Source organism: Rhodococcus sp. MSC1_016 (genome assembly GCF_023667485.2).
GTDB lineage: Bacteria > Actinomycetota > Actinomycetes > Mycobacteriales > Mycobacteriaceae > Rhodococcus_F > Rhodococcus_F oxybenzonivorans.
In genome coordinates this window covers 1,281,920-1,303,950 of record NZ_JAMOZI020000001.1, presented here as the reverse complement: position 1 = coordinate 1,303,950, position 22,031 = coordinate 1,281,920, and the positions used below count along the sequence as shown (strand labels likewise).

Sequence of the window (22,031 nt, the reverse complement as noted above, 5' to 3'; positions counted from 1 at the left end):
ACCGGACACGGTTACCGCAGGCGCTCGTCTGCGTCGAGCAGCATGCGGGAATCACCTCGCCGTCGACAACCTCGGTCCAGCCGGTGACACGGGCACGCTCTGCTCGAAATTGAAGACGTTGTCCGGATCGTAGGCGGTCTTCACCTGACGTAGCCGCTCGCAGTGCGAGCCGTAGTACTCACGCTCCCAGTCCGATGCGGCAGCGTTGGGTACGTTGACGTAGGCGCCGTCGCCGTAGGGGCGCAGTGCGCGCCAGAAGTCGGCCGCCCAACTCAGTGCCGTGGAGTTCAGGGCGGGGTCGTTCCAGGCCGCGCCCGGCTCGCAGTAGAACAACGCGTCGCGGTGCGGGAACGCCGATCCACCGGGTGGCGCGTGCCGTACGGCTCCGCCGAAGCTCGAGCAGAAGAAGTTGCTCGGCGGACTGGGCGTGTTGCCCATATAGCGGACGATCAGATCGATTGCCTCGTCGGGGAATGGACGACTGACGAACTGGGAGTGGAACTTCCAGAACGGAACGTCGTCCGGACCTCTGTCGACGTCGCCGTAGATGGTCGGCCAGGCGCCCTCCGTCACGGTGACGTCGGGCGTGCCGATCGCGAGTAGCGAACGTAGCTCGTCCTCGAGCCCTGCCCGTGAGCCACCGTGCAGCAGGGCAGACAGCTCGACCGCCGTGGAATCCACTTCCAGCGCACTGGTCAGCCGCTCGTCGGCGATCGGCGCCTCGCGCTGCCATGTGCGCAGCAGTTCGCCCAGGTGGTCATGGCCGGTCCACCTCGCGACCAGGTAAGTGGCGGTCGAGAGCTCGTGCAGCTTCAACGTGTACGAGGTCGCAATTCCGAAGTTGCCTCCACCGCCGCCGCGGCACGCCCACAGCAGGTCCGGGTTGTCGTGCTCGGTGGCCTGGACGACCGTCGCCGAACGGGAGCCGTCGGCCACCACGATGTCGGCGGCGAGGAGATTGTCGCAAGCCATGCCCAAGCTGCGGGTCAGTAACCCGAAGCCACCGCCGAGGACCACACCGCCCAGACCGACCCCACCCTCCGAGCCGGTCGGAACAACGAATCCGCGTTGTCCCAGCGCCGCGACCGTCTCCTGCTGTGTCAGCCCCGTCCCGACCGTCGCCGTGCGCGCGGTGTCGTCGATGACGACGCTCTTCATCCGACTGACGTCGATGACCAGGCCCCCGTCGAGCGAAGACCAGCCTTCGAGACTGTGGCGTCCGCTGCGCACCCGCAGGGCAATGCCTTCCGTTCGTGCCCATCGGACCGCGTTGATCACGTCCTGGGTGCTGCAGCAGAACACGATCGCCTCGGGATAGTGCGAATACACACGGTTCCAGCCGACCCGCGCCGCTTCGTAGCCGTCGTCACCCGCACGCACGACCTCGCCCGTCAGATTTGCCGTGGTGAGAGTCATCGGTTCACTTCCAGGTCAGTGCGAGAAGACATCGGCGTCTCCCGGCTCGGTTTCCAGTACCTCGCGTGTGAACACCAGTAGGTAGAGGAAGTACACCCCTCCCGCGAGGAGCACACCGAGCGCAATCAGGAGTGACGTCACAGCACTCGAGGGCGACATGATCACGAACAGCACCACAGCCGACCACACGAGGGCGCCGTACGCGATCGGCATCTCGAAGTGCCCGAGGTCGAACGCGCCCTCCTTACGATCCAAACGCTTGCGCACCGCAAGGTAGAGGACAATTATCGCGCCGTAGAGGACCGCTGAAATGACCGTCCCCACTGTGAGCAGCTCGAGCAGTGCCCCACCCGGCAGCGCGGCCATCAGGACCACCCCCACGACGACGATCAAGATGGTCGCCGGAATCGGTGTCTGCGTGCGCGGGTTGACCCGGCGCATCAGCCGGTGAGCAGGGAAACGTGCGTCGCGCGACATGGCGAACACCATCCGCGAGCAGGTGGCCAGGGTCACCATCCCGGCACCGAAGAAGGCGAACGCGATCGCGACCAGCAGCGTCCTCTCCATCACCGGACCCAACTGATCGCGCAGAATCGCCGCCACCGGTGTGTCGCTGGCGCTGACCCGGGCGACGTCGTCGATCGCAATGGTGAGTGCAACCAGGAACACCAGTCCCAGCACGCCTGCCGCCACCACCGAACCCACGATCGCCCGCGGAACGCTGCGGAACGGGTCTTTCGCCTCCTCGGCCATGTTCGCCGCGGAGTCGAACCCGACAAGCGTGGCAAGCCCCATGATCATCGCAGCCATCAATCCACCGCCGACGGCGAAATAATTGGGGGCGCCCTCGGCGATACCGCGTGAGGTGAGGTTGCCGATCGAGCCCTTGCCCGAGAACGCCACAGCGACGAAAAGCCCGATCGCCAGCACCACGACGATGACCAGCTCCAGCCCCACCGCGCCCGACGTGATCAAGCCGACGAGACGCGTGGAGAACACGACGAAGACCGCCTGAATGAGCACCACGACGAGCGTGATCACCCGCGCGGTGCCTTCGTCGGGCTGCATGCCGAACAGGGGCATGAGAGCACTGCTTGCCATCGCATTGTCGACCGTCACCACACCGATGGCGAGATAACAAAAGGTCAGCCACCCGAACAACCAGCCGACTTTCGGGTTCGCCAGCCGCGACGCCCATTGGTAGGAGGAGCCACTGAGCGGTATTCGGGCCGCGAATTGAGCGATCACCAAGGCGATCAGGGTCTGACCTAGCGCGACGACGACCCAGAGCCAGATGCCGACCGGACCGGCGTCCCGAAGGACGTCGTTGTACGTGCCGAAGATCCCGACCGCCACCGAGATGAACGCGAACGACACCGCGAACACCTGGAAGGAGCCCAGAGTGCGCTTCAGCTCCGGCTCGTAGCCGCTATCGCGACATTCTCGGTCTGCGGTCTGCGCGCCCACCACATCTTCTGCCGTCATCTCGGCCGCCTCACATCAGAATCGGGAATTGCCGGAAGTGCGGATCGCTGGGAACGACGATGTCGCGACGCTCGCTGCCACCATTAGAGCGAGACTGGTCTGTTTCATACTCCCCCTACTGGGCACGTATGTCAGCGTTGGTTCGGCTCCCTAAATACTCTGCTCCGGCACATTCGGGGTGAGGCCTGCCACACTCGGCGCGACGTCTTCGCTCGGGCAGGAGGGCACGCGCTCGCCCCGACGTCACGAATGGATGTCACTCGGCCAGTGCTTTTCTCGCGCTCGGTACCCATGACATACGCTCCTTCTCCGATGAGGTGGCGTCGAGTGGGTATCGCAGTCGTGTCCGGGGTTCTCTTCGCCGGACTCTCGGTGACGTCTGTGGGCGCCATTCCTCCCGTCGTTCCGTCGCCGCCCACGTCGACGCCGTTCACCACTCCCAACACCGACAACTGTCCGAACCGGTCGTCTCCCGCTCCCGCCGTCGACTCTTCAGAGGTTCCTCGGCCGGGTGATCCGACACCGAGCGCGATGGCCGTGCCCGACCGCCCTGTCGGTGGTGCGAAGCTCGGTGCCTGCGGGGTGGTCCTTCCCGACGACGCACCGCCACCTCCCGCGGACATCTCCGCGTCGGGATGGGTCGTCGCGGACATCGACAGCGGGGCCGTGCTCGCTGCCAAGGACCCGCACGGCCGATACCGGCCTGCCAGCACCATCAAGATGCTGCTGGCGCTCGTGGCTCTCGACGAGCTCGACCTCGACAAGACTGTGACGGCCACCGCCGAAGACGCCGAGGTGGAGGGCAGCGCCGTAGGAATCGGCAAGAACGGCCGATACACCAATCGACAACTGATGCAGGGCCTGGTGATGGCGTCGGGCAACGATGCGGCTCATCTACTGGCACGGCAGTTGGGCGGCGACGATATCGCGGTCGAGAAGATGAATCGCCTCGCCGACACTCTCGGCGCCCACGACACCCGTACGGCGACGCCGTCCGGGCTGGACGGGCCCGGCATGAGCAGCTCCCCGTTCGACCTGGCCCTGATCTTCCACGCCGCGATGAAGAACCCGACGTTCGCCGAGCTGATCTCCACGGAGACTGTGCAATTCCCCGGATTCCCCAGGGACCCCGCGATACCCGGGGATCAGGACCGTCCCCCATTCGCGTTGGCCAACGACAACCAACTGCTCTACAACTATCCCGGCGCACTGGGCGGCAAGACCGGATTCACGGACGATGCGCGCCACACCTACGTCGGCGGCGCCGACCACGGTGGCCGTCGATTGGTGGTCACCCTCATGGGCGCCGAAGCTCAACCCATCCGGCCCTGGGAACAGGCCGCCCGATTGCTGGACTACGGGTTCGGGCTCGGTTCAGACGCGGAGGTGGGTTCCCTCATCGATCTCGAACCGTCCGAGGACTCCTCCGGCGCGGTACTTGCAGCAACGCCGGATCAGAATTCGGCTGACACGACCAGCTCTGGCGTCGCCTCCAGCTCCGATCGCGCCGACGACACCACGGCTCTGCGCATCGGTGTAGGCGTCGGCGGTTCGGCGATCATCCTCGTGCTGCTGCTGTGGGCGTGGCGCCTCCTGCGCCGTCGTTGACTGCCGCCGTCAGCGTTTACTGCGGAACAGAAGGCCGGACAGTCCCAGCGCGGCGAGTGCGCCTGCGCCGACGAGAGCGAGTCCGCCGCCGATCCCGGGACCTTCGTTGACCTGGACGCGAGGCGTGATGACCGCCGGATCCGGCGGGGGGACGAATGCGAGCGCCAGACTCTCCTGGGTAGTGGCCGCCCACGCGGTCGCGAAGAGCAGCATCCGGCACGTCAGATAGATGAAGACCAGGAGACCGATGATGGGTCCGAACGCCACGCCGGCCGGACCGCTGGTGACGATCGAAAGATAGATGGCCCCGACCTGCTTGAAGGCCTCGAACACCACCGCGGCGAGCACAGCCGCTTTCATCGCACTGCGGAAGGCAACAGGTTCGCGGGGCAGGCGGGAGATGACCCAGGTGAACACTGCCCAGGTGGCGACCAGGGACACCAGCGTCGACAGGACGCGCAAACCGAGGTCGATGCCCGCGATGTTGTCGAGGTTCAACACCCTCACGACTGTGCCTGCCACCGGACCACTACTGAGGGCCGACGCGCCCAGCGACACCACCATCGCCAGACCGAGTCCGATGAGAGCCCCCGCATCACCCAGCTTGGTCTTCAGGAAGCCCGGGGATTCGTGGGTACTTTCCCACATCGCGGTGAGGGCATCGCGCAGATTCGCCATCCACCCGAGCCCCGCGTAGGCGGCGCCGAGCAGGCCGAGGACACCCACGCCGGCGCGGGACGCAATCGCCGAATCGATGACGGTGTTGAGCGTGTCCCCGAGACTCCCGGGAACATTCTTGGTGATGCTCTCTTGCAGTTCCTGCAACAACTCCGGCTGGCCGGCGAGTATGAAACCGGCGATGGCGAACGCGATCATCAGCATTGGAATGAGTGACAGCACACTGAAATACGTGATTCCGGCGGCGTAGTAGTCGCCCTTCTGCTGCTGGTATCGCCCGGCGGCCCTTATCACGTGGTCGAACCAGGGGCGCGCTGCCCGCTGTTTCTCGAGGATGCTCGCTTCGTCCGCCACAGTGCTCAACCCTTCGGTGTCAGGAACCCGACCTTCTCGTACACGGTCGCCAGCGTCTGCGACGACACCTCACGGGCGCGGTGCGCACCGGCGGCGATGATCCGATCCAGTTCGGCCTCGTCCGCGAGGAACTCGTCGACCTTCGCCCGTAACGGTGTCACGAAGTCGGTGAGAACATCGGCCGTATCGGATTTCAGATCGCCGTATCCCTTGCCCTCGTAGCCCGCCACCAATGTCTCGATGGGCGTGCCGGACAGTGCGGACTGAATGGTCAGCAGGTTGCTCACACCGGGTTTGGTCTCCCGGTCGTAGCGGATCTCCCGCTCGTTGTCGGTCACCGCGGACTTGATCTTCTTCGCGGATACCTTGGGGTCGTCGAGCAGATTGATCAAACCGGCGGGACTCGGCCCTGATTTGCTCATCTTCGACGTCGGATCCTGCAGGTCGAAGATCTTGGCGGTGCCCTTGATGATCTGGGCCTCGGGGATCACGAACGCCTTGCCGAACCGGGTGTTGAACCGCTGGGCGAGATCGCGGGCCAGTTCGAGGTGCTGGCGCTGGTCTTCGCCGACCGGTACACGCTGCGGCCGGTAGAGCAGGATGTCGGCGGCCATCAGCACCGGGTAGGTGAACAGGCCGACGCTGGCGTTCTCGGTGCCCTGCTTTGCGGACTTGTCCTTGAACTGCGTCATGCGGCTGGCCTCACCGAAACCGGTGATGCAGTTGAGGACCCACGCCAACTGCGCATGCTCCGGAACCTGGCTCTGCACGAACAGCGTCGAGCGGTCGGGGTCGATTCCGACGGCGAGCAACTGGGCCACAGCGATCTTGGTGCGACGACGCAATTCCTTGGGATCCTGCGCGACGGTGATCGCGTGCAGATCCGGGATGAAGTAGAACGCGTCGAATTCGTCCTGCAGAGGAACCCACTGCTGCAGCGCGCCCAGGAAGTTACCGAGATGGAACGAGTCGGCGGTGGGCTGGATGCCGGAGAGCACCCGGGGCCTGGCGGTGGGCTTCTGATCTGCAGGGGTCGACATGAGTACTGATCTTTTCACGTGGGGCGGAACGAGACGAATCAGATACCGGGGTCAGCGGTACTGGACGGTGACGGGTGCGTGATCCGACCACCGCTGGTCGTAACTCTCCGCTCGCTCGACCACGGCCTGCTTGGCGCGTTCCGCGAGCGCTCTGGTGGCGATCTGGTAGTCGATGCGCCACCCGGAGTCGTTGTCGAACGCCTTTCCCCGGTAGGACCACCACGAGTACGGGCCGGCGATGTCGGGGTGGAGGAGACGCACCACGTCAGACCAATAGGCGTCCTCCGCGAAGAGAGCGCTCATCCATTCACGCTCGTGCGGCAGGAACCCGGAATTCTTCTTGTTGGTCTTCCAGTTCTTCAGGTCGAGTTCGGTGTGAGCGATGTTCCAGTCGCCGCACACCACCATGTGCCGCCCGGCGGCGACCGCGGCGCGCGCGCTGTCTGCCAGGTAGCGGCCGAAGGACTGCATGAACCGTTCCTTCTCCTCCTGCCGAGGCGTTTGTGCCTCGCCGGACGGCAGGTACAGGCTCGCGACCGTCAGATCGTCGAAGTCGGCCTCGAGGTACCGGCCCGCTCCCAGGAACTCCTCGTCACCGTGACCCACCCGAAAGGCGTCCGCCGGTCTACGCGAGAGGACGGCGACACCGTTGCGTCCCTTCGCCGACGGCTCCGCGGACGCGAGATGCCAGCCGCTCGCCAGTGCAGGCGCGAGAGTCTCGGCCAGCTGTTCGTCGGATGCCCGCGTCTCCTGCAGGCACACGACGTCGGCCTCGGTGCGCTCGATCCACTCGGTGAGCCCCTTGCGGGCGGCGGCGCGAACGCCGTTGACATTGACGGTGGTGATGATGTGTGGCACGGCAAGCACCGTAGCGGACGCGTACGACAGCGCGACTACCGAGACGAACGGGCGCTGCGGCGTTCCATGGCGACCGCCACAGTGAGGACCACGAGGCCCGCCACGGCGAGCAGCGCACCGACCGCGGCGGGCGCCGTGTACCCGTAGCCGGCCGCAATCACGACACCACCGATCCAGGCTCCGAAGGCGTTCGCGATGTTGAGCGCGGCGTGGTTGAGGGACGCCGCGAGCGTCTGGGCGTCCGCGGCGACGTCCATCAGCCGGGTCTGCAACCCGGGCACCATCGAGGCACCCGCCGCGCCCACACCGAAGACGAGCACCAGCGCCGTGTACGGGTTGTGGGAGGCGATGACGAAAACCGCGAGGAGCACCCCGAGCGCCGTCATCGAGACGAAGAGACCGGGAACCAGTGCCCGGTCGGCCAGTCGGCCGCCGAGGAGATTGCCCGCCACCATGCCGAGCCCGTAGATCATCAGCGCCAGTGGCACCAGGGAACGGGAGAGGCCGGCGACGTCGGTGAGCGTCGTACTGATGTACGTGTAGACGGCGAACATGCCACCGAACCCGACCATGCCGATGATCAGCGTCATCCACACCTGCGGGCGGCGGAGGGCGCCGAGTTCGGTGAGCGGATTGGTCATCCGCATCGCCGCGAGTGGAGGCAGCCAGGACCAGATGGCGACGAGGGTCACCGTGCCGATGCCGGCAACGAGGACGAAGGCGCTACGCCAGCCGAGATTCTGGCCCAGCCACGACGCGGCGGGCACACCCACGACGTTGGCCACGGACAGACCCATCATTACGAGGGCCACCGCCTTGGCCCGCTTGCCGCGCTCCGCGAGGTGCGCGGCGACGAGTGCTGCGACACCGAAATAGGCACCGTGCGGTAGGCCCGCCACGAAGCGTGCAGCCATCAGGACCCCATAGTTCGGTGCCAGCACGGTGGCGGCGTTGCCGAGCGTGAAGGCGGCCATCAACGCGATCAGCAGCGTCTTGCGTTGCACTCGCGCCGTCAGGGCGGCGATGAGCGGCGCCCCGACGACCACTCCCAGCGCGTACGCCGAGATGACGTGCCCCGCAGTCGGCTCGCTGATGCCCAGGCTCGCCGCCATGTCGGGCAGGAGGCCCATGGCGACGAACTCGGTGGTCCCGATGCCGAACCCACCCAGGGCGAGCGCGACCATGGCGAGCGTGCGGACCGATGAATGATGCGCGACGACACCGGCCGGCTCGGGGCGGACGGACGTGGAGGTGCTCACAGAAGACACACTTTCGGATAGAGACGTACACGACTACACGGCAGAGAGCGCCTCAGTCGGCAACCACCTCCGGAAGGATTCTCTTCCCTGATCCGGCCCCGCCGTGCATGGAACGGCCGTGAGCTCACTCACCCACGGCCGACCTGCGAACACAGAACGGGACGTCCCCACAGAGGGAACGTCCCGTATCTGTACCGCTGGAGGTGCTGTGCGCTTACTGCTCGGCGATGGCCTTCTGGAGGTTGATGTCGAGCGCACCGAGGAACTCCTCGGTGGTCAGGAAGCCCTGATCGCCGCCGACCAGCATCGCGAGGTCCTTGGTCATCTGGCCACCCTCGACGGTCTTGATGACCACGTCCTCGAGCTTCTGCGCGAAGGCGATGACGTCGGGGGTGTTGTCCAGCTTGCCGCGGTGCTCGAGTCCACGGGTCCACGCGAAGATGGACGCGATGGGGTTCGTGGACGTCGGCTTGCCCTGCTGGTGCTGACGGAAGTGACGCGTCACGGTGCCGTGTGCGGCCTCCGCTTCACAGGTCTTTCCGTCCGGGGTCAGCAGCACGGAGGTCATGAGGCCGAGCGATCCGAAGCCCTGGGCCACGGTGTCGGACTGCACGTCGCCGTCGTAGTTCTTGCACGCCCAGACGTAGCCGCCCTCCCACTTGAGCGCCGACGCCACCATGTCGTCGATGAGGCGGTGCTCATAGGTCAGACCTGCCGCGTCGAACTCCGACTTGAACTCGGTTTCGTAGACGTGCTGGAAGATGTCCTTGAACGCGCCGTCGTAGGCCTTGAGGATCGTGTTCTTGGTGGACAGGTAGACCGGGTAGTTCTGCTGCAGGCCGTAGTTGAGCGAGGCCCGGGCGAAGTCCGTGATGGACTTGGTGAAGTTGTACTGACCCTGGACGACGCCGCCGTCCTCGGGGAAGTTCACCAGCTCGTGCTCGATCGGCTCGCTGCCGTCTTCGGGCGTGTAGGTGATCATCACCTTGCCGGGGCCGGGAACCTTGAAGTCGGTGGCGCGGTACTGGTCACCGAAGGCGTGGCGGCCGATGATGATCGGCTTGGTCCAGCCCGGAACCAGTCGCGGAACGTTGGAGATGATGATCGGCGCACGGAAGATCGTTCCACCGAGGATGTTACGGATGGTGCCGTTGGGCGACCGCCACATCTTCTTCAGGCCGAACTCCTCGACACGGGCCTCGTCCGGGGTGATGGTCGCGCACTTGACGCCCACGCCGTGCTTCTTGATGGCGTTGGCCGCGTCGACGGTCACCTGGTCGTCGGTCTCGTCCCGGTATTCGATGCCGAGGTCGTAGTACTCGAGGTTCACATCCAGGTAAGGATGGATCAATTTGTCTTTGATGAACTGCCAGATAATGCGCGTCATCTCGTCGCCGTCGAGTTCGACGACGGTGCCCTCAACCTTGATTTTGGACATGGGTGCTTCGCGTCCTCCTAGGAAGTTTCCCTGGTTACACGGTTGCGGGCACACTTTGTGAGTGGGTCCGCGAACGGTTCGCTTATCAAACGTAGACGGTCAGGACGGTCGCTGGGAGACCGCGCCTAAACAAGACAAGCGTACTGCTATGCGCCGGGCTCGCAACACCTGGGGCCCTGCAACCTGCTCCTACTCGCGGGTAACTTTTCCCTGCTAGGGGCCCTGATCGGTGCAGTTTCCGGTCGTTCGGCTCCAGCCGCTAAGATCACCAGAGGTCATGAGTGCCAGCAACGAGCCCCGGCTAGCTGGCCGGCAACCCTCCACCGCGGTGGGGTGCCCCGGGTGATGACCTGGTTCCCTGATTAACACGCAGTCGGGTGACAAGCGCGGGTCCGACATCGGAGGTTCATGATGTGTTGTTGTTGTCGTAGATAGACCCCAGCCACGCCCTGTGCGCGAACGATCCCGAATATGTCGTCCGCGCCTCGTCAGACCACTGGAGTAGACAGCACATGACCGAGAACTGGTCGTTCGAGACCAAGCAGATCCACGCCGGGCAGACATCCGACGCCACCACGAAGGCGCGGGCACTGCCGATCTACCAGACCACCTCGTACACCTTCGACAACACCGATCATGCTGCCGCACTGTTCGGCCTGGCCGAGCCGGGCAACATCTACACCCGCATCATGAACCCCACCCAGGACGCCGTCGAGCAGCGCATCGCCGCACTCGAAGGGGGGGTCGCCGCGCTGCTGCTGTCTTCCGGACAGGCCGCGGAGACCTTCGCGATCCTCAACCTCGCCGAGGCCGGCGACCACATCGTCTCCAGCCCCCGTCTCTACGGCGGCACCTACAACCTCTTCCACTACACGCTGCCCAAGCTCGGCATCGAGGTCTCGTTCGTCGAGGATCCCGACGACCTCGAGCAGTGGCGCAGCGCGATTCGCGACAACACCAAGGCCTTCTACGGCGAGACCGTGTCGAATCCGCGTAACGACGTCCTCGACCTCCCGGGCATCTCCGGCATCGCGCATCAGCACGGCATTCCGCTGATCGTCGACAACACGGTGCCCACGCCCTACCTCATCCGCCCGCTCGAACACGGTGCGGACATCGTGGTGCATTCGGCTACCAAGTACCTCGGCGGGCACGGCACGGCGATCGCCGGTGTGATCGTCGACGGCGGCACCTTCGACTGGACCCAGGGCCGTCACCCGAACTTCACCACCCCCGATCCCAGTTACCACGGGGTCGTCTTCGCGGAACTCGGTCCGCCGGCGTACGCGCTCAAAGCGCGGGTGCAGCTGCTGCGCGACCTCGGTTCCGCGATCTCGCCCTTCAACGCGTTCCTCATCGCACAGGGCCTCGAAACGCTGAGCCTTCGCATGGAACGGCACGTGTCGAACGCGACCACCGTGGCCCAATACCTCGAGGCCCGGCCCGAGGTCATCTCGGTCGGCTACACCGGGCTCGCTTCCTCACCCTGGCACGAGCGCGCCAAGCAGATCGCTCCCAAGGGCGCAGGCGCCATCGTGACGTTCGAACTCGCCGGCGGAATCGACGCCGGAAAGAAGTTCGTCAACGCTCTCACCTTGCACAGCCACGTCGCCAACATCGGTGACGTGCGTTCCCTGGTGATCCATCCCGCGTCCACCACCCATTCGCAGCTGACCCCCGAGGAGCAGGCCGCCAGCGGCGTCACCCCCGGGCTGGTGCGCCTCGCCGTGGGCATCGAGGGAATCGACGACATCATCGCCGATATCGAAACCGGCCTGACGGCGGCGGCATCTTGACCGTGAGCGCACTGCAGCAGCTGCCCGTGTCGGACGGACGTCTGGGCTATATCGACATCGGTTCTCTCGAGCTCGAGAGTGGAGCCGTCCTTCCGTCGGTCACCCTCGCCGTGCAGCGCTGGGGCGAGCTGTCCCCCACCCGGGACAACGTGGTTCTGGTCGAGCACGCTCTGACCGGCGACTCCCACGTGACCGGCCCCATGTCCGACGAACATCCTTCCCCCGGCTGGTGGAGCGGGATGGTGGGTCCGGGTGCACCGATCGACACCGACGAATGGTGCGTCGTCGCCACCAACGTGCTCGGCGGTTGCCGGGGCACGACAGGGCCGGGTTCGATCGCCGAAGACGGCCGTCCGTGGGGCAGTCGCTTTCCCGAGATCTCCATCCGCGACCAGATTGCGGCCGAGAAGAAGCTCACCGACCTTCTCGGCATCGGGAAGCTGGCGTCTGTCATCGGCGGGTCGATGGGCGGAATGCGCGCCCTCGAATGGGCCGTCACCTACCCCGACCGGATCGCGTCCGCACTCGTCCTGGCTGTCGGTGCCCGCGCGACCGCGGACCAGATCGGTACCCAGACCACGCAGATCGAAGCGATCATCAGCGACCCCGACTGGCAGGGCGGCGACTATCACGGCACCGGGCGGATTCCCCGTACCGGGCTCGGCATCGCCCGCAGGATCGCGCATCTCACCTACCGCAGCGAGAGCGAGCTCGATTCACGGTTCGCGAACTCCCCGCAGGTGGGCGAGGACCCGTGGCGTGGCGGCCGGTATTCCGTCGAGAGCTATCTGCAGCACCAGGCGGACAAGCTGGTCGGCAGGTTCGATCCGAGCACCTATGTGCTTCTCAGCGAGGCGATGAACAGGCACGACGTCGGCCGCGGCCGCGGTGGGGTCGCCGCTGCGCTCGCCACCGTGACTGCACCGGTGATCGTGGGCGGCGTCGATTCGGATCGGCTGTATCCGATCCGCCTGCAGGAGGACCTCGCCAACGAGATCCCCACCTGCGACGGCCTCCGGGTACTCAACTCCCGGGACGGCCACGACGGGTTTCTCACCGAGGCCGATGCCGTGGCCAAGTTGCTTGCCGAGACGATGGAATTGGCCCGCACAGGACGCTGACGTTCCGCCTGCTCGGGACCGTCAGTCGGTCCCGAGCGGGTCGATCGACACGGCGAGCCAGACGATGGCTCCCCCGACGGCCACCAGCGCGCCGACGTCGAACGACTTGCTGCGGACGGCGAGAAGGCCCACGCGCTCCGAGGGCATCGTCAAGCGGAAGATCGCGGCCAGCAGCGTCGCGGCGCCGAATACGAACGCTCCCCGTCGCCACCGTTCGGCCAGCACGAAGACGACGGCAACCGCGATGACGAGGAGAACGGCGAGCATCGGCAGATTCTTCTTCGCGAACTGCCCCCAGTCCGCCATCTCAGCCGCGAGAAGCCGCGACGCGTTCGGCCCGCTCCACGACGTTACTCAGCAGGAATGCGCGGGTGAGCGGTCCGACACCACCCGGGTTCGGTGACAGGAAGCCGGCGACCTCGGCGACATCGGCCGCCACGTCTCCGCGCAAACCGTCCTCGGTGCGGCTGACACCCACGTCCAGCACGGCGGCGCCGGGCTTGACCATGTCGGCCGTGACCAGCCCGGGGACACCCGCCGCGGCGATCACGATGTCGGCGCGGCGAACCTCGGCGGCCAGGTCCCGCGTGCGGGTGTGGCAGAGCGTGACGGTGGCGTTCTCGCTACGCCGGGTGAACAGCAGACCGATCGGCCGGCCCACGGTGACACCGCGACCGACGACGACCACGTGCGCCCCCTCGATCGGCACCTCGTAGCGCCGGAGCAGGTGCAGGATTCCGCGCGGCGTGCACGGCAGCGGCGCCTCCTTGCCCAGGACGAGCCGGCCGAGGTTGACGGGGTGCAGTCCGTCCGCGTCCTTATCGGGGTCGATGCGCTCGAGGGCGGCGTTCTCGTCGAGCTGCCGGGGCAGCGGCAGCTGCACGATGTATCCCGTGCAGTCCGGGTTGGCGTTGAGCTCGTCGATCGTGGCGTCGAGCTTCTCTTGGGTGATGTCACCGGGAAGGTCTCGTCGGATCGACGTGATCCCGACCTTGGCGCAGTCGTTGTGCTTGCCGCGCACGTACGCCGCCGATCCCGGATCGTCGCCCACCAGGACGGTCCCGAGCCCGGGTGTGATGCCCTGGTCCCTCAGTGCGGTCACCCGCACCTTCAGGTCTTCGAAAATCTCGTCGCGGGTGGCCTTGCCATCGAGGATCGTTGCAGTCACGGAGCCCATTCTCTCAGGTACCCGATACCCGCGTCAGGTCGGTTCCACCACCAGCCCGTGGGCGGCGGCGTAGGCGATGGCCTGGGTCAGTTCGATCTGCGCCCCGTCGAGTGAGGCCGCCGTCCACAGATGTGCGTCGACGTGGGCGCCCCGCAGGTCGGCGCCGCCCAGTTTCGCGCCCCCGGTGCGGGCACCGAGGAGGTCGGCCGCACGCAGAACCGTGCCCCGCAGGTCGGTTCGCACGAGGTTGGCCTCACGGAACCGGCAGTCGGTGAAGTCGAGGTCCCGCAGATCGGCGCCGCCGAGCGAGGCGAGCGTGAAATCGCATTCCTCGACGGTCATCGGGCGCAACCGGCAGCCGTCGAACTCGGAACCGAGGAAGCTGCAATGCCGGAACGTGCTGTGCCACAACGTTGCCCGCGTGAACGAACAGGACCGAAAGGCCGTTCCGATATGCTGCGACTCCGACAGGTCGGCACCGGTGAAGTCGCAGTCCGTGAAGATCACCGATTCCGTGCGGAGTCCACTGAGATCGGCGTCCCGGAAGTGGCACTTCGTGTAGTGCCGCCGACGCCAGTCCTGACCTGGGAGTCGCGCGTCGCCGAAGTCCTCACCCACCACTTCTTCCACTGCATCCATCCGTCCATCATGCCGCCCGACGGTGTACCCCTAAGCTGTGCGGGTGTTCCGAGTGATGTTCCACGAACCCCGTATCCCACCCAACACCGGCAACGCCATCCGCCTGGTGGCAGGCACGGGATGTGAGCTGCATCTGGTGGGGCCGCTGGGGTTCGACCTCTCGGAACCGAAACTCAAGCGCGCGGGGCTCGATTACCACGACCTGGCGTCCGTGACCGTCCACGAGAATCTGGAGGCCGCGTGGGCAGCAGTCGAACCGGCGCGAGTGTTCGCCTTCACAGCCCATGCCACCGTGTCGTACGCCGATATCTCCTACGAACCGGGCGACGTACTGCTCTTCGGCCCCGAACCCACCGGGCTGTCGCAGGAGGTGCTGTCCGACCCGCACGTGACCGAACGCCTGCGCATCCCGATGTTGCCCGGCCGGCGGTCGTTGAATCTGTCCAATGCCGCTGCCCTGGTGACGTACGAGGCGTGGCGGCAGCACGGATTCAGAGGGGCTGCGCTGTAAGTCCCGCTCCCGCGGTGGCCCCGACCGCGATGTCGAGGAAGTCCCGTGCGGCCCCGCGCACTCCCCGCACCGGATCCCAGACGGCCGACAACCGCCGCGGGAGGGTCAACCCCTCCACCTGTACCGAGGCCAGCCGCCCGTCGGTGAGGTCGGCTGCTACCGCGAGGGAAGACAGCACCGCCGGGGCGTTTCCGGCGATCACCGCAGCCTTCACCGCAGTGCACGAGGTGAGCTCCAATAGAGGTGGGACACAGTGCGGTACCGCATTCTCGAGCGTGGTGCGCGTTCCCGAACCCGACTCCCGTTGGATCATCGGCGTGGTTGCCAACTCCGACACGGGGATCGGCGAGCGTCGAACCCAGTGATGGTCGGGCGGGACGACCACGACGAGATGATCCCGGCCGATCTCCCGGGACTGCAGCCCCGGCGGAATGTCGGGTCCCTCGACGAAACCGAGGTCGGCCTCACCGGACAACACCCGCGCCGTCACCTCGGACGAGTTGAGCAGACGCACCGATGTGACCACGTTGGGGTACTTGCGCCGCATCGCAACCGTCCAGCCCGGAACGAGGTACTCGGCGATGGTCATGCTGGCCGCCACCGTGAGCCCGGCCTGCCTCTCCCCCCGCAGTGCCGCGACTCCGGACGCGAGCTCCTCCGCTGTCGCCAGGATGTGACTGGCCCATTCGAGAATGAGAGCCCCCTCGGCCGTGGGCCGCACTCCGCTGGCGCCGCGGCTGAACACCTTGATGCCGAACAGACGCTCCGCCGTGCGGACCCGCGCGCTGACCGCCTGCTGACTGAGTCCGTGTTCGCGGCCCGCCGCACCCATGCTCCCGAGACGCTCGACCGACAGCAGTACATCGAGGGCATTGAGTTCGGGGACTCGGGGAGAGAGCGGCACATCCCAAGGCTAGTCCCACAAACGCGATTTGTGGGTACGCAACCGCAAGCCTTCTACCGGCGACGACAGGTACTCGGCAGGCTGTGAGCATGACGCCGAACTGGTTCGCAGCAGTGATGGGAACCGGCATCGTCGCGGTGGTGGCCGCCTCGCTGCCGACCGAGGTTCCCGGCGTACGCGGCGTGTCCGAGGTGTTCTGGCTGCTCGCCGCCGCGCTACTTCTCACATTGGCCACCGCTCTCGGGCGCCACTGGTTCCGGTGTCGCGACCAGGCCCTGGCCGACGTCCGCAGCCACACCATGTTCCCCTTCTACGGCGCCGTGTCGATGGCTATGTCGACGGTCGGCGCTGCCACCGGCTCGGCCGGTCACCACCGTCTCGGCGAACTGTCGGTGACCGTGGCGGCAGCACTGTGGTCGATCGGGACGATCGTCGGCGTCGTCACCTACACGGTGATGGCCGGCCGACTGCTGCAGCCGTACCGGGTGACGCCCACGCCGTCGTGGTTGCTGCCGGTGGTTCCCCCGATGGTGTCCGCCTCGGGCGGCGCCGCACTGGTCCGGCATCTCCCGGAAGGCGCGCCGCAGATCACATTGCTGGTGTTCTGCTACGCACTGTTCGCGCTGGCTCTCACGGCGGCAGTGGCGGTCACCGTCGTCGTCGGCCGGCAGTTGCTACGCGACGGCCTTCCGGGCACCGCACTCGTCCCGACCTTGTGGATACCGCTGGGCGTGATCGGGCAGTCGGTCGCGGCGATCAACCTACTCGGCGCCGCGTCCGGGCACACCTGGCTCCACACGGTCGGCGTCGTCTACGGAACTACCGTGGGCGCGGGCGGTGTTCTCGCCCTCGCAACCGTGATCACGGTGACGGCGCGGGCATTCCACCGAGGACTCGACTTCACGCCCGCCTGGTGGAGTTTCACGTTTCCCGTCGGCACCTGCGCTCTGGGCGCCAACGCACTGGGCAGCGCGATGCACTCGACGGTGATCGTGGGCGCGGCAACGATGCTGTGGTGTGCGCTGCTTCTGATCTGGAGCGTCGTGGTGTTCCGCACGCTGCGCTACCTGCATCGACTGCTGGTCGAGCGTGCGCTAACCGGTTTCGACAGGTCGTCCCGACTGCAACCACGCCGAGGTGCCGCCGGCGACGGACACCGCGTTGATTCCTCGACCGTTCAGGTATTCAGCGGCCTGCAGGCTGCGCCCACCGACCGCACAGATCACGTACACCACATCGGCGTCGGGTATCTCCCCGACCCGGGAGACGAACTCGCTCAACGGGATGAGGGTCACGCCCGGCACCCTCACTTGCGCGTACTCGTCGGCTTCACGCACGTCGATGACGGGGGCGCCTGACGCCAACGCCTCGTCCAACGCCGACAGGTCGACTTCGATCATTCTGTGTTCGCCTCTTCTTTCTGCGGCGCCGTACCGGTCGTGGGCCGGCGCGGCGTGTTGTACATCCGGCGCAGACGGTACGCGCCGTAGACGACCAGTGCGATGACGGCCACGAAACCGAACCAGGGAATCAGCGCTCCGACGACCACCGCGCCACCCTTGATCGCCGACAGCAGAGCATGCCACCCGGCGACGAGACCCTCCCAGAAGTTGTCGGGGCCAGAGCTCGGTCTTTCCGTGTCAGTGGTGGTGACGTCAATCGTGAGGGTGGCGAGTGCGATCTGATCGCTGAGCAACCGCTTCTGCGCGGTCAGGCTGTCCAGTTCACCCTGCCGCTCCGACAGTGCCCTCTCCGCTTCGATCAGATCGGCCGTGTTCGCAGCCGACGTGATGAGCCCCTGGAGCCGGGTGACCGACGCTGTCAATGCACCGATCCGGGCATCGAGATCCTGCGACTGCATCGTCACATCGCTCTTGGTGACGCTGACGCTGGTGACCTTGCCGAGTTCTCGCAGATCGTCCAGCGTGCGGGTGAGGTCGTCGGCGGGCACACGGATGGTGAGGGAACTGCTGGCATCCTGATCCTCGGAGCCGGGCTGCTCGGTGAGCTGATCGACGCGACCACCCACCGCATCGACCTTGTCGACGATCTGCCTGCCCACCGCAACCGGGTCGTCGGCAGTGATCGATACCTGGCCGGTGATGATTTCCTGCCGTTCGGTGGGTGCCTGATCCTTCGCGGGCGCCTGCAGCGCACCCCCGGCTTCCAGCGACCTGCTGTCGCCGGGCACCGGCGCGGGCTGGGAAGAGTCGCTGTCGGAACCGCCACACCCCGCGAGCCCCAGCGACATGAGGACGATGGCCGACAGAACGTATCTCTTCATGCCCGAATGCTAGCGGTGTGCCGAAGGCCCGGTTGACGATCGACGACGACATGCGCCCGCGCCCGATCACCGAGCGCGTTCAGCGGAAGTCCCGGGACTTGGCCTTCATCCGCAAGTCCATCAACTGCAGGCGATCCGCCACCACCGTGACGGCCCCCTCCGCATTTTGCACCTTGCCCCGCACCAGGAGCGCAGGTGCAGTGTTCGCGAGCTTCCGGTACTTCGCCCACAGCCCCACCGAACACACCACATTGACCATCCCGGTCTCGTCCTCGAGATTGATGAACGTGACACCGGCTGCAGTCGCCGGGCGTTGCCTGTGTGTCACGGCACCGCCCACCAGGACCCGATCCCCGTCGGGAATCTGCAGCAACCGGGCTGCCGGAATCACCCCGAGCGCATCGAGTTGCGGGCGCAGGAACTCGGTGGGATAGGTATCCGGGGACACTCCGGTGGCCCACACATCCGCTGCCGCCAGTTCGAGATCACTCATTCCCGGCAGGGTCGGCGCCCGAGTGGACGCCCCCATTCCGGGAAGCCGGTCACGCCGCTCCCCTGCCGCGGCGCCCGCGGCCCACAACGCCTCCCGCCGGGTGATGCCGAAACTGTCGAGGGCCCCTGCAGTGGCGAGCGACTCGGCCTGGGCAGTGTTCAGTTCCACCCGGCCCGTGAGATCGAGGAAGGAGGTGAACGGACCCCCGTCGTTCCGGGCTTCGACCATGCGCTCGGCCAGTGCGGTACCGATGTGCCGCACCTCTCCGAGACCGAGCCGCACTTCCATGCCCCCGGCCTCGACGGTGGCGTGCGCGAGGCTGGCGTTGATGTCGGCACCGTGCACCCGCACACCGTGCCGTCGGGCGTCGGCCACCAGCGACTGCGGCGAGTAGAACCCCATCGGCTGTGCCCGCAGCAGACCTGCGCAGAATGCGGCCGGGTGATGCAGTTTGAACCACGACGAATAGAACACCAGCGCCGCAAAGCTCTGCGAGTGACTCTCGGGAAAACCGAAATTGGCGAAGGCGTACAGCTTCTCATAGATCCGGTCGGCCACGTCGCCACCGATTCCGTGCACGTCCCGCATGCCCTGATAGAGCCGGTCCTTCAGCTGTTCCATCTTCTCCGTCGAGCGTTTGGACCCCATGGCCCGGCGAAGCTGGTCGGCCTCGGCCGGAGTGAACCCCGCGACATCGACCGCTACCTGCATCAGCTGCTCCTGAAACAACGGCACACCCAGGGTGCGTTCGAGTGCCTTCTCCAGCGACGGGTGGTCGTAGGTGACCGGTTCGAGCTTGTTGCGACGGCGGATGTAGGGATGCACCGAACCACCCTGGATGGGTCCGGGCCGGATGAGAGCCACCTCCACCACCAGGTCGTAGAAATTCCGCGGCTTCAGCCTCGGGAGGGTGGCCATCTGCGCCCGCGACTCCACCTGGAACACCCCGACCGAGTCGGCCCGCTGCAACATGTCGTAGACGGCCTCCTCGGACAGGTCCAGTTGCGCCAGATCCACTTCGATCCCTTTGTGCTCGGCCACCAGATCGATCATGTAGTGCAGGGCGGAGAGCATGCCGAGTCCCAGCATGTCGAACTTCACCAGACCCACCGCCGCGCAGTCGTCCTTGTCCCATTGCAGGACGCTGCGGTTCTCCATGCGCGCCCACTCCACCGGGCACACGTCGGCGATGGGCCGATCGCAGATCACCATGCCGCCGGAGTGGATGCCGAGATGCCGTGGATATCCCTCGATCTGGGCCGCCAGTTCGAGCACGGCAGGGGGTATGTCGGTGCCCTTCCCCTTTCCGACGCCTCCCCAGCGATCGACCTGTTTGCTCCACGCATCCTGTTGGCCCTGCGAGAAGCCCAGGGCCCGTGCCATGTCCCGCACCGAGGACTTCCCCCGGTACGTGATGACGTTGGCCACCTGCGCCGCGTACTGCCGCCCGTACTTCGCGTAGACGTGCTGGATGGCCTCTTCGCGGCGGTCCGATTCGATGTCGACATCGATGTCCGGCGGGCCGTCGCGTTCGGGTGAGAGAAAACGTTCGAACAACAATTTGTTGCGCACAGGATCGACGTTGGTGATGCCGATGGCATAGCAGACCGCCGAGTTGGCCGCCGAACCCCTTCCCTGACAGAGGATGTCGTTGTTCTTGCAGAACGACACGATGTCGTGGACCACCAGGAAGTAACCAGGGAAGTTCAACGTCGTGATGGTGTCGAGCTCGTGCTCGATCTGCCGGTACGCCTGCGGGTGGTCCTCCGGTGCACCGTAACGGCGGCGCGCCCCTTCCATCGTGAGCTGACGCAACCAACTGGCCTCGGTGTGGCCGTCGGGCACGTCGAAGGGTGGTAGCTGCGGTGCGATGAGCCGGAGGTCGAAGGCGCATTCCAGCCCGAGTTTCGCCGCACCGCTGACCGCTTCCGGGTACGCGGCGAAGAGATGGGCCATCTCCTCGCCGGAACGCAGGTGGGATCCGCCCGTCGGAGGTAGCTGCCCGGCCGCGTCGTCGAGGCTGCGGCGACCCCGGACCGCGGCCATCGCCATCGCCAGCCGCCGGCGCGGGGGGGCCGCGAAATGTGCTGCAGTGGTGGCTATTACACCCAGTCCGTGCTGCTGCGCGAGTTCGGCGAGGCAGTCGTTGCGTTCACCGTCCTCCGGAATGCCGTGGTGTGTGAGTTCCACCGTGACCCGCTCGGCCCCGAACCGGTCGATCAGCTCGCGCAACCGGCGGGCCGCCGCGTCCGGACCGCCGTGGGCCAAAGCCTGACGCACGTGCCCCTTGCGGCAACCGGTCAGGATCTGCCAATGACCTCCCGCCGCATCGGCGAGCCGGTCCATGTCGTAGAGAACTTTGCCTTTCTCGCCTCCCGCCAGGTGCGCTGCCGCGATCTCCCGAGACAGACGGCGATACCCCTCCTGCCCTCGTGCGAGCACCAGCAGATGGGCGTCGCCCACGGTGAGCTCGGAACCGAACACCGTGCGCATGTTCAATTCCTTCGCCGCCTCCGCGAACCGGACCACACCGTAGAACCCGTCGTGATCGGTGAGCGCGATGGCCTCGAGACCCAGTCGGACCGCCTCTTCCACCAATTCCTCCGGCGGGGAGGCACCGTCGAGGAAGCTGAACGCCGAATGCGCGTGCAATTCGGCGTAGGGGACGGTGGAGCCGGCACGTATCTGCTCGCCTGCCCGATACTCTCCCCGCTTGCGTGACCACGCCGGACTGTCGCTGCCGTCGCCCGGATACAGCGACTGCGGGTCGACGCGTCCGGGCCTGCCCGACAGGACCCGCTCCATCTCCGACCACGACGGCGGACCGTTGCCCCAACCCACTACTACACCTCTTCATGCCGCGCACGTGCCGTGCCGAAACCATGGAAGATGCCACTGGGGAAGACGCATCATTCGAACGCGCGTTCGAACACTCTCAGTGTGCCATCACACTCGCGGGCAGGTCAACGCGGGCCACCG

The 22,031-nt window shown here is 66.3% G+C and carries 18 protein-coding genes, 1 pseudogene and 1 riboswitch; of the genes and pseudogenes, 5 read left to right on the top strand and 14 right to left on the bottom strand.

The features are described from left to right. Window positions 1-51: 51 nt before the first annotated feature. Together L1080_RS05960 and L1080_RS05955 are read right to left on the bottom strand one after the other, a co-directional pair. On the bottom strand, window positions 52-1,416 hold the full coding sequence (locus tag L1080_RS05960) for an FAD-binding oxidoreductase (protein ID WP_250769110.1): 1,365 nt from the start codon (window positions 1,414-1,416) through the stop codon (window positions 52-54). A 15-nt stretch (window positions 1,417-1,431) separates the two neighbouring features. Further along, window positions 1,432-2,901 carry an APC family permease gene (locus tag L1080_RS05955; protein WP_250769107.1) on the bottom strand — a complete coding sequence of 490 codons (1,470 nt, stop codon included), beginning with the start codon at window positions 2,899-2,901 and terminating at the stop codon, window positions 1,432-1,434. Window positions 2,902-3,228: 327 nt separating this feature from the next. On the opposite strand from L1080_RS05955, the gene L1080_RS05950 reads away from it, so the two are divergent. Beyond that, window positions 3,229-4,509 (top strand): D-alanyl-D-alanine carboxypeptidase family protein, encoded by a 1,281-nt coding sequence (locus L1080_RS05950; RefSeq protein ID WP_250769104.1) that lies wholly within the window; start codon window positions 3,229-3,231, stop codon window positions 4,507-4,509. A gap of 9 nt (window positions 4,510-4,518) precedes the next feature. Here the strand turns inward: L1080_RS05950 and yhjD are convergent, their stop codons facing one another. The 5 genes from yhjD to L1080_RS05925 form a co-directional block, all read right to left on the bottom strand. Further along, window positions 4,519-5,541 carry an inner membrane protein YhjD gene (gene yhjD / locus L1080_RS05945; protein ID WP_250769101.1) on the bottom strand — a complete coding sequence of 341 codons (1,023 nt, stop codon included), beginning with the start codon at window positions 5,539-5,541 and terminating at the stop codon, window positions 4,519-4,521. Between the two features lie 5 nt (window positions 5,542-5,546). Further along, window positions 5,547-6,581 (bottom strand): tryptophan--tRNA ligase, encoded by a 1,035-nt coding sequence (trpS, locus tag L1080_RS05940; protein WP_159925751.1) that lies wholly within the window; start codon window positions 6,579-6,581, stop codon window positions 5,547-5,549. A 51-nt stretch (window positions 6,582-6,632) separates the two neighbouring features. Further along, a complete protein-coding gene (locus tag L1080_RS05935) occupies window positions 6,633-7,439 on the bottom strand; it encodes an exodeoxyribonuclease III (protein ID WP_159925749.1) in 807 nt (268 codons plus the stop codon). A gap of 35 nt (window positions 7,440-7,474) precedes the next feature. Continuing rightward, entirely contained in the window at window positions 7,475-8,698 is a 1,224-nt protein-coding gene (locus L1080_RS05930; protein ID WP_250769099.1) for an MFS transporter, read from the bottom strand. A gap of 214 nt (window positions 8,699-8,912) precedes the next feature. Next, window positions 8,913-10,136 carry an NADP-dependent isocitrate dehydrogenase gene (locus L1080_RS05925; RefSeq protein WP_109331429.1) on the bottom strand — a complete coding sequence of 408 codons (1,224 nt, stop codon included), beginning with the start codon at window positions 10,134-10,136 and terminating at the stop codon, window positions 8,913-8,915. Between the two features lie 273 nt (window positions 10,137-10,409). Beyond that, a riboswitch (SAM riboswitch) is annotated at window positions 10,410-10,529 on the top strand. Window positions 10,530-10,648: 119 nt separating this feature from the next. Between L1080_RS05925 and L1080_RS05920 the strand changes: the two genes are divergently transcribed. Together L1080_RS05920 and metX are read left to right on the top strand one after the other, a co-directional pair. Further along, the gene (locus tag L1080_RS05920) at window positions 10,649-11,932 is read left to right on the top strand and encodes a bifunctional o-acetylhomoserine/o-acetylserine sulfhydrylase (RefSeq protein WP_250769096.1); all 1,284 of its coding nucleotides are present in this window, start codon (window positions 10,649-10,651) and stop codon (window positions 11,930-11,932) included. Between the two features lie 2 nt (window positions 11,933-11,934). Then, entirely contained in the window at window positions 11,935-13,053 is a 1,119-nt protein-coding gene (gene metX, locus L1080_RS05915; protein ID WP_374433350.1) for a homoserine O-acetyltransferase MetX, read from the top strand. Window positions 13,054-13,074: 21 nt separating this feature from the next. On the opposite strand, the gene L1080_RS05910 is transcribed toward metX, so the two are convergent. Genes L1080_RS05910 through L1080_RS05900 form a run of 3 tightly spaced genes read right to left on the bottom strand, consistent with a single transcriptional unit; the run spans window position 13,075 to window position 14,860 of the window. Then, window positions 13,075-13,359: a DUF3017 domain-containing protein gene (locus L1080_RS05910; RefSeq protein WP_109331438.1), complete on the bottom strand. Its 285-nt coding sequence runs from the start codon at window positions 13,357-13,359 to the stop codon at window positions 13,075-13,077. A 1-nt stretch (window position 13,360) separates the two neighbouring features. Continuing rightward, window positions 13,361-14,221, bottom strand: coding sequence for a bifunctional methylenetetrahydrofolate dehydrogenase/methenyltetrahydrofolate cyclohydrolase (locus L1080_RS05905; protein WP_250769093.1), 861 nt, complete (start codon window positions 14,219-14,221; stop codon window positions 13,361-13,363). Between the two features lie 33 nt (window positions 14,222-14,254). After that, on the bottom strand, window positions 14,255-14,860 hold the full coding sequence (locus tag L1080_RS05900) for a pentapeptide repeat-containing protein (protein ID WP_250769090.1): 606 nt from the start codon (window positions 14,858-14,860) through the stop codon (window positions 14,255-14,257). 43 nt (window positions 14,861-14,903) lie between these two features. Between L1080_RS05900 and L1080_RS05895 the strand changes: the two genes are divergently transcribed. Continuing rightward, entirely contained in the window at window positions 14,904-15,371 is a 468-nt protein-coding gene (locus L1080_RS05895) for a tRNA (cytidine(34)-2'-O)-methyltransferase (protein ID WP_159925739.1), read from the top strand. On the opposite strand, the gene L1080_RS05890 is transcribed toward L1080_RS05895, so the two are convergent. Further along, window positions 15,352-16,275 (bottom strand): LysR family transcriptional regulator, encoded by a 924-nt coding sequence (locus L1080_RS05890; RefSeq protein WP_250769087.1) that lies wholly within the window; start codon window positions 16,273-16,275, stop codon window positions 15,352-15,354. The two genes, L1080_RS05895 and L1080_RS05890, sit on opposite strands and share 20 nt — an antisense overlap. Window positions 16,276-16,364: 89 nt before the next feature. Between L1080_RS05890 and L1080_RS05885 the strand changes: the two are divergent. Beyond that, a pseudogene (locus L1080_RS05885) lies at window positions 16,365-17,324 on the top strand (TDT family transporter); the annotation flags it as partial. 45 nt (window positions 17,325-17,369) lie between these two features. Here L1080_RS05885 and L1080_RS05880 read toward each other — a convergent pair. The 3 genes from L1080_RS05880 to L1080_RS05870 all read right to left on the bottom strand — a co-directional run bounded on the left by L1080_RS05880 (window position 17,370) and on the right by L1080_RS05870 (window position 21,893). Further along, window positions 17,370-17,675: a rhodanese-like domain-containing protein gene (locus tag L1080_RS05880; RefSeq protein WP_159925735.1), complete on the bottom strand. Its 306-nt coding sequence runs from the start codon at window positions 17,673-17,675 to the stop codon at window positions 17,370-17,372. Then, the gene (locus L1080_RS05875) at window positions 17,672-18,559 is read right to left on the bottom strand and encodes a DUF4349 domain-containing protein (RefSeq protein WP_250769084.1); all 888 of its coding nucleotides are present in this window, start codon (window positions 18,557-18,559) and stop codon (window positions 17,672-17,674) included. Before L1080_RS05875 ends, L1080_RS05880 begins: the two co-directional genes overlap by 4 nt. A gap of 79 nt (window positions 18,560-18,638) precedes the next feature. Then, the gene (locus L1080_RS05870; RefSeq protein WP_250769080.1) at window positions 18,639-21,893 is read right to left on the bottom strand and encodes an error-prone DNA polymerase; all 3,255 of its coding nucleotides are present in this window, start codon (window positions 21,891-21,893) and stop codon (window positions 18,639-18,641) included. Between the last annotated feature and the right edge of the window lie 138 nt (window positions 21,894-22,031).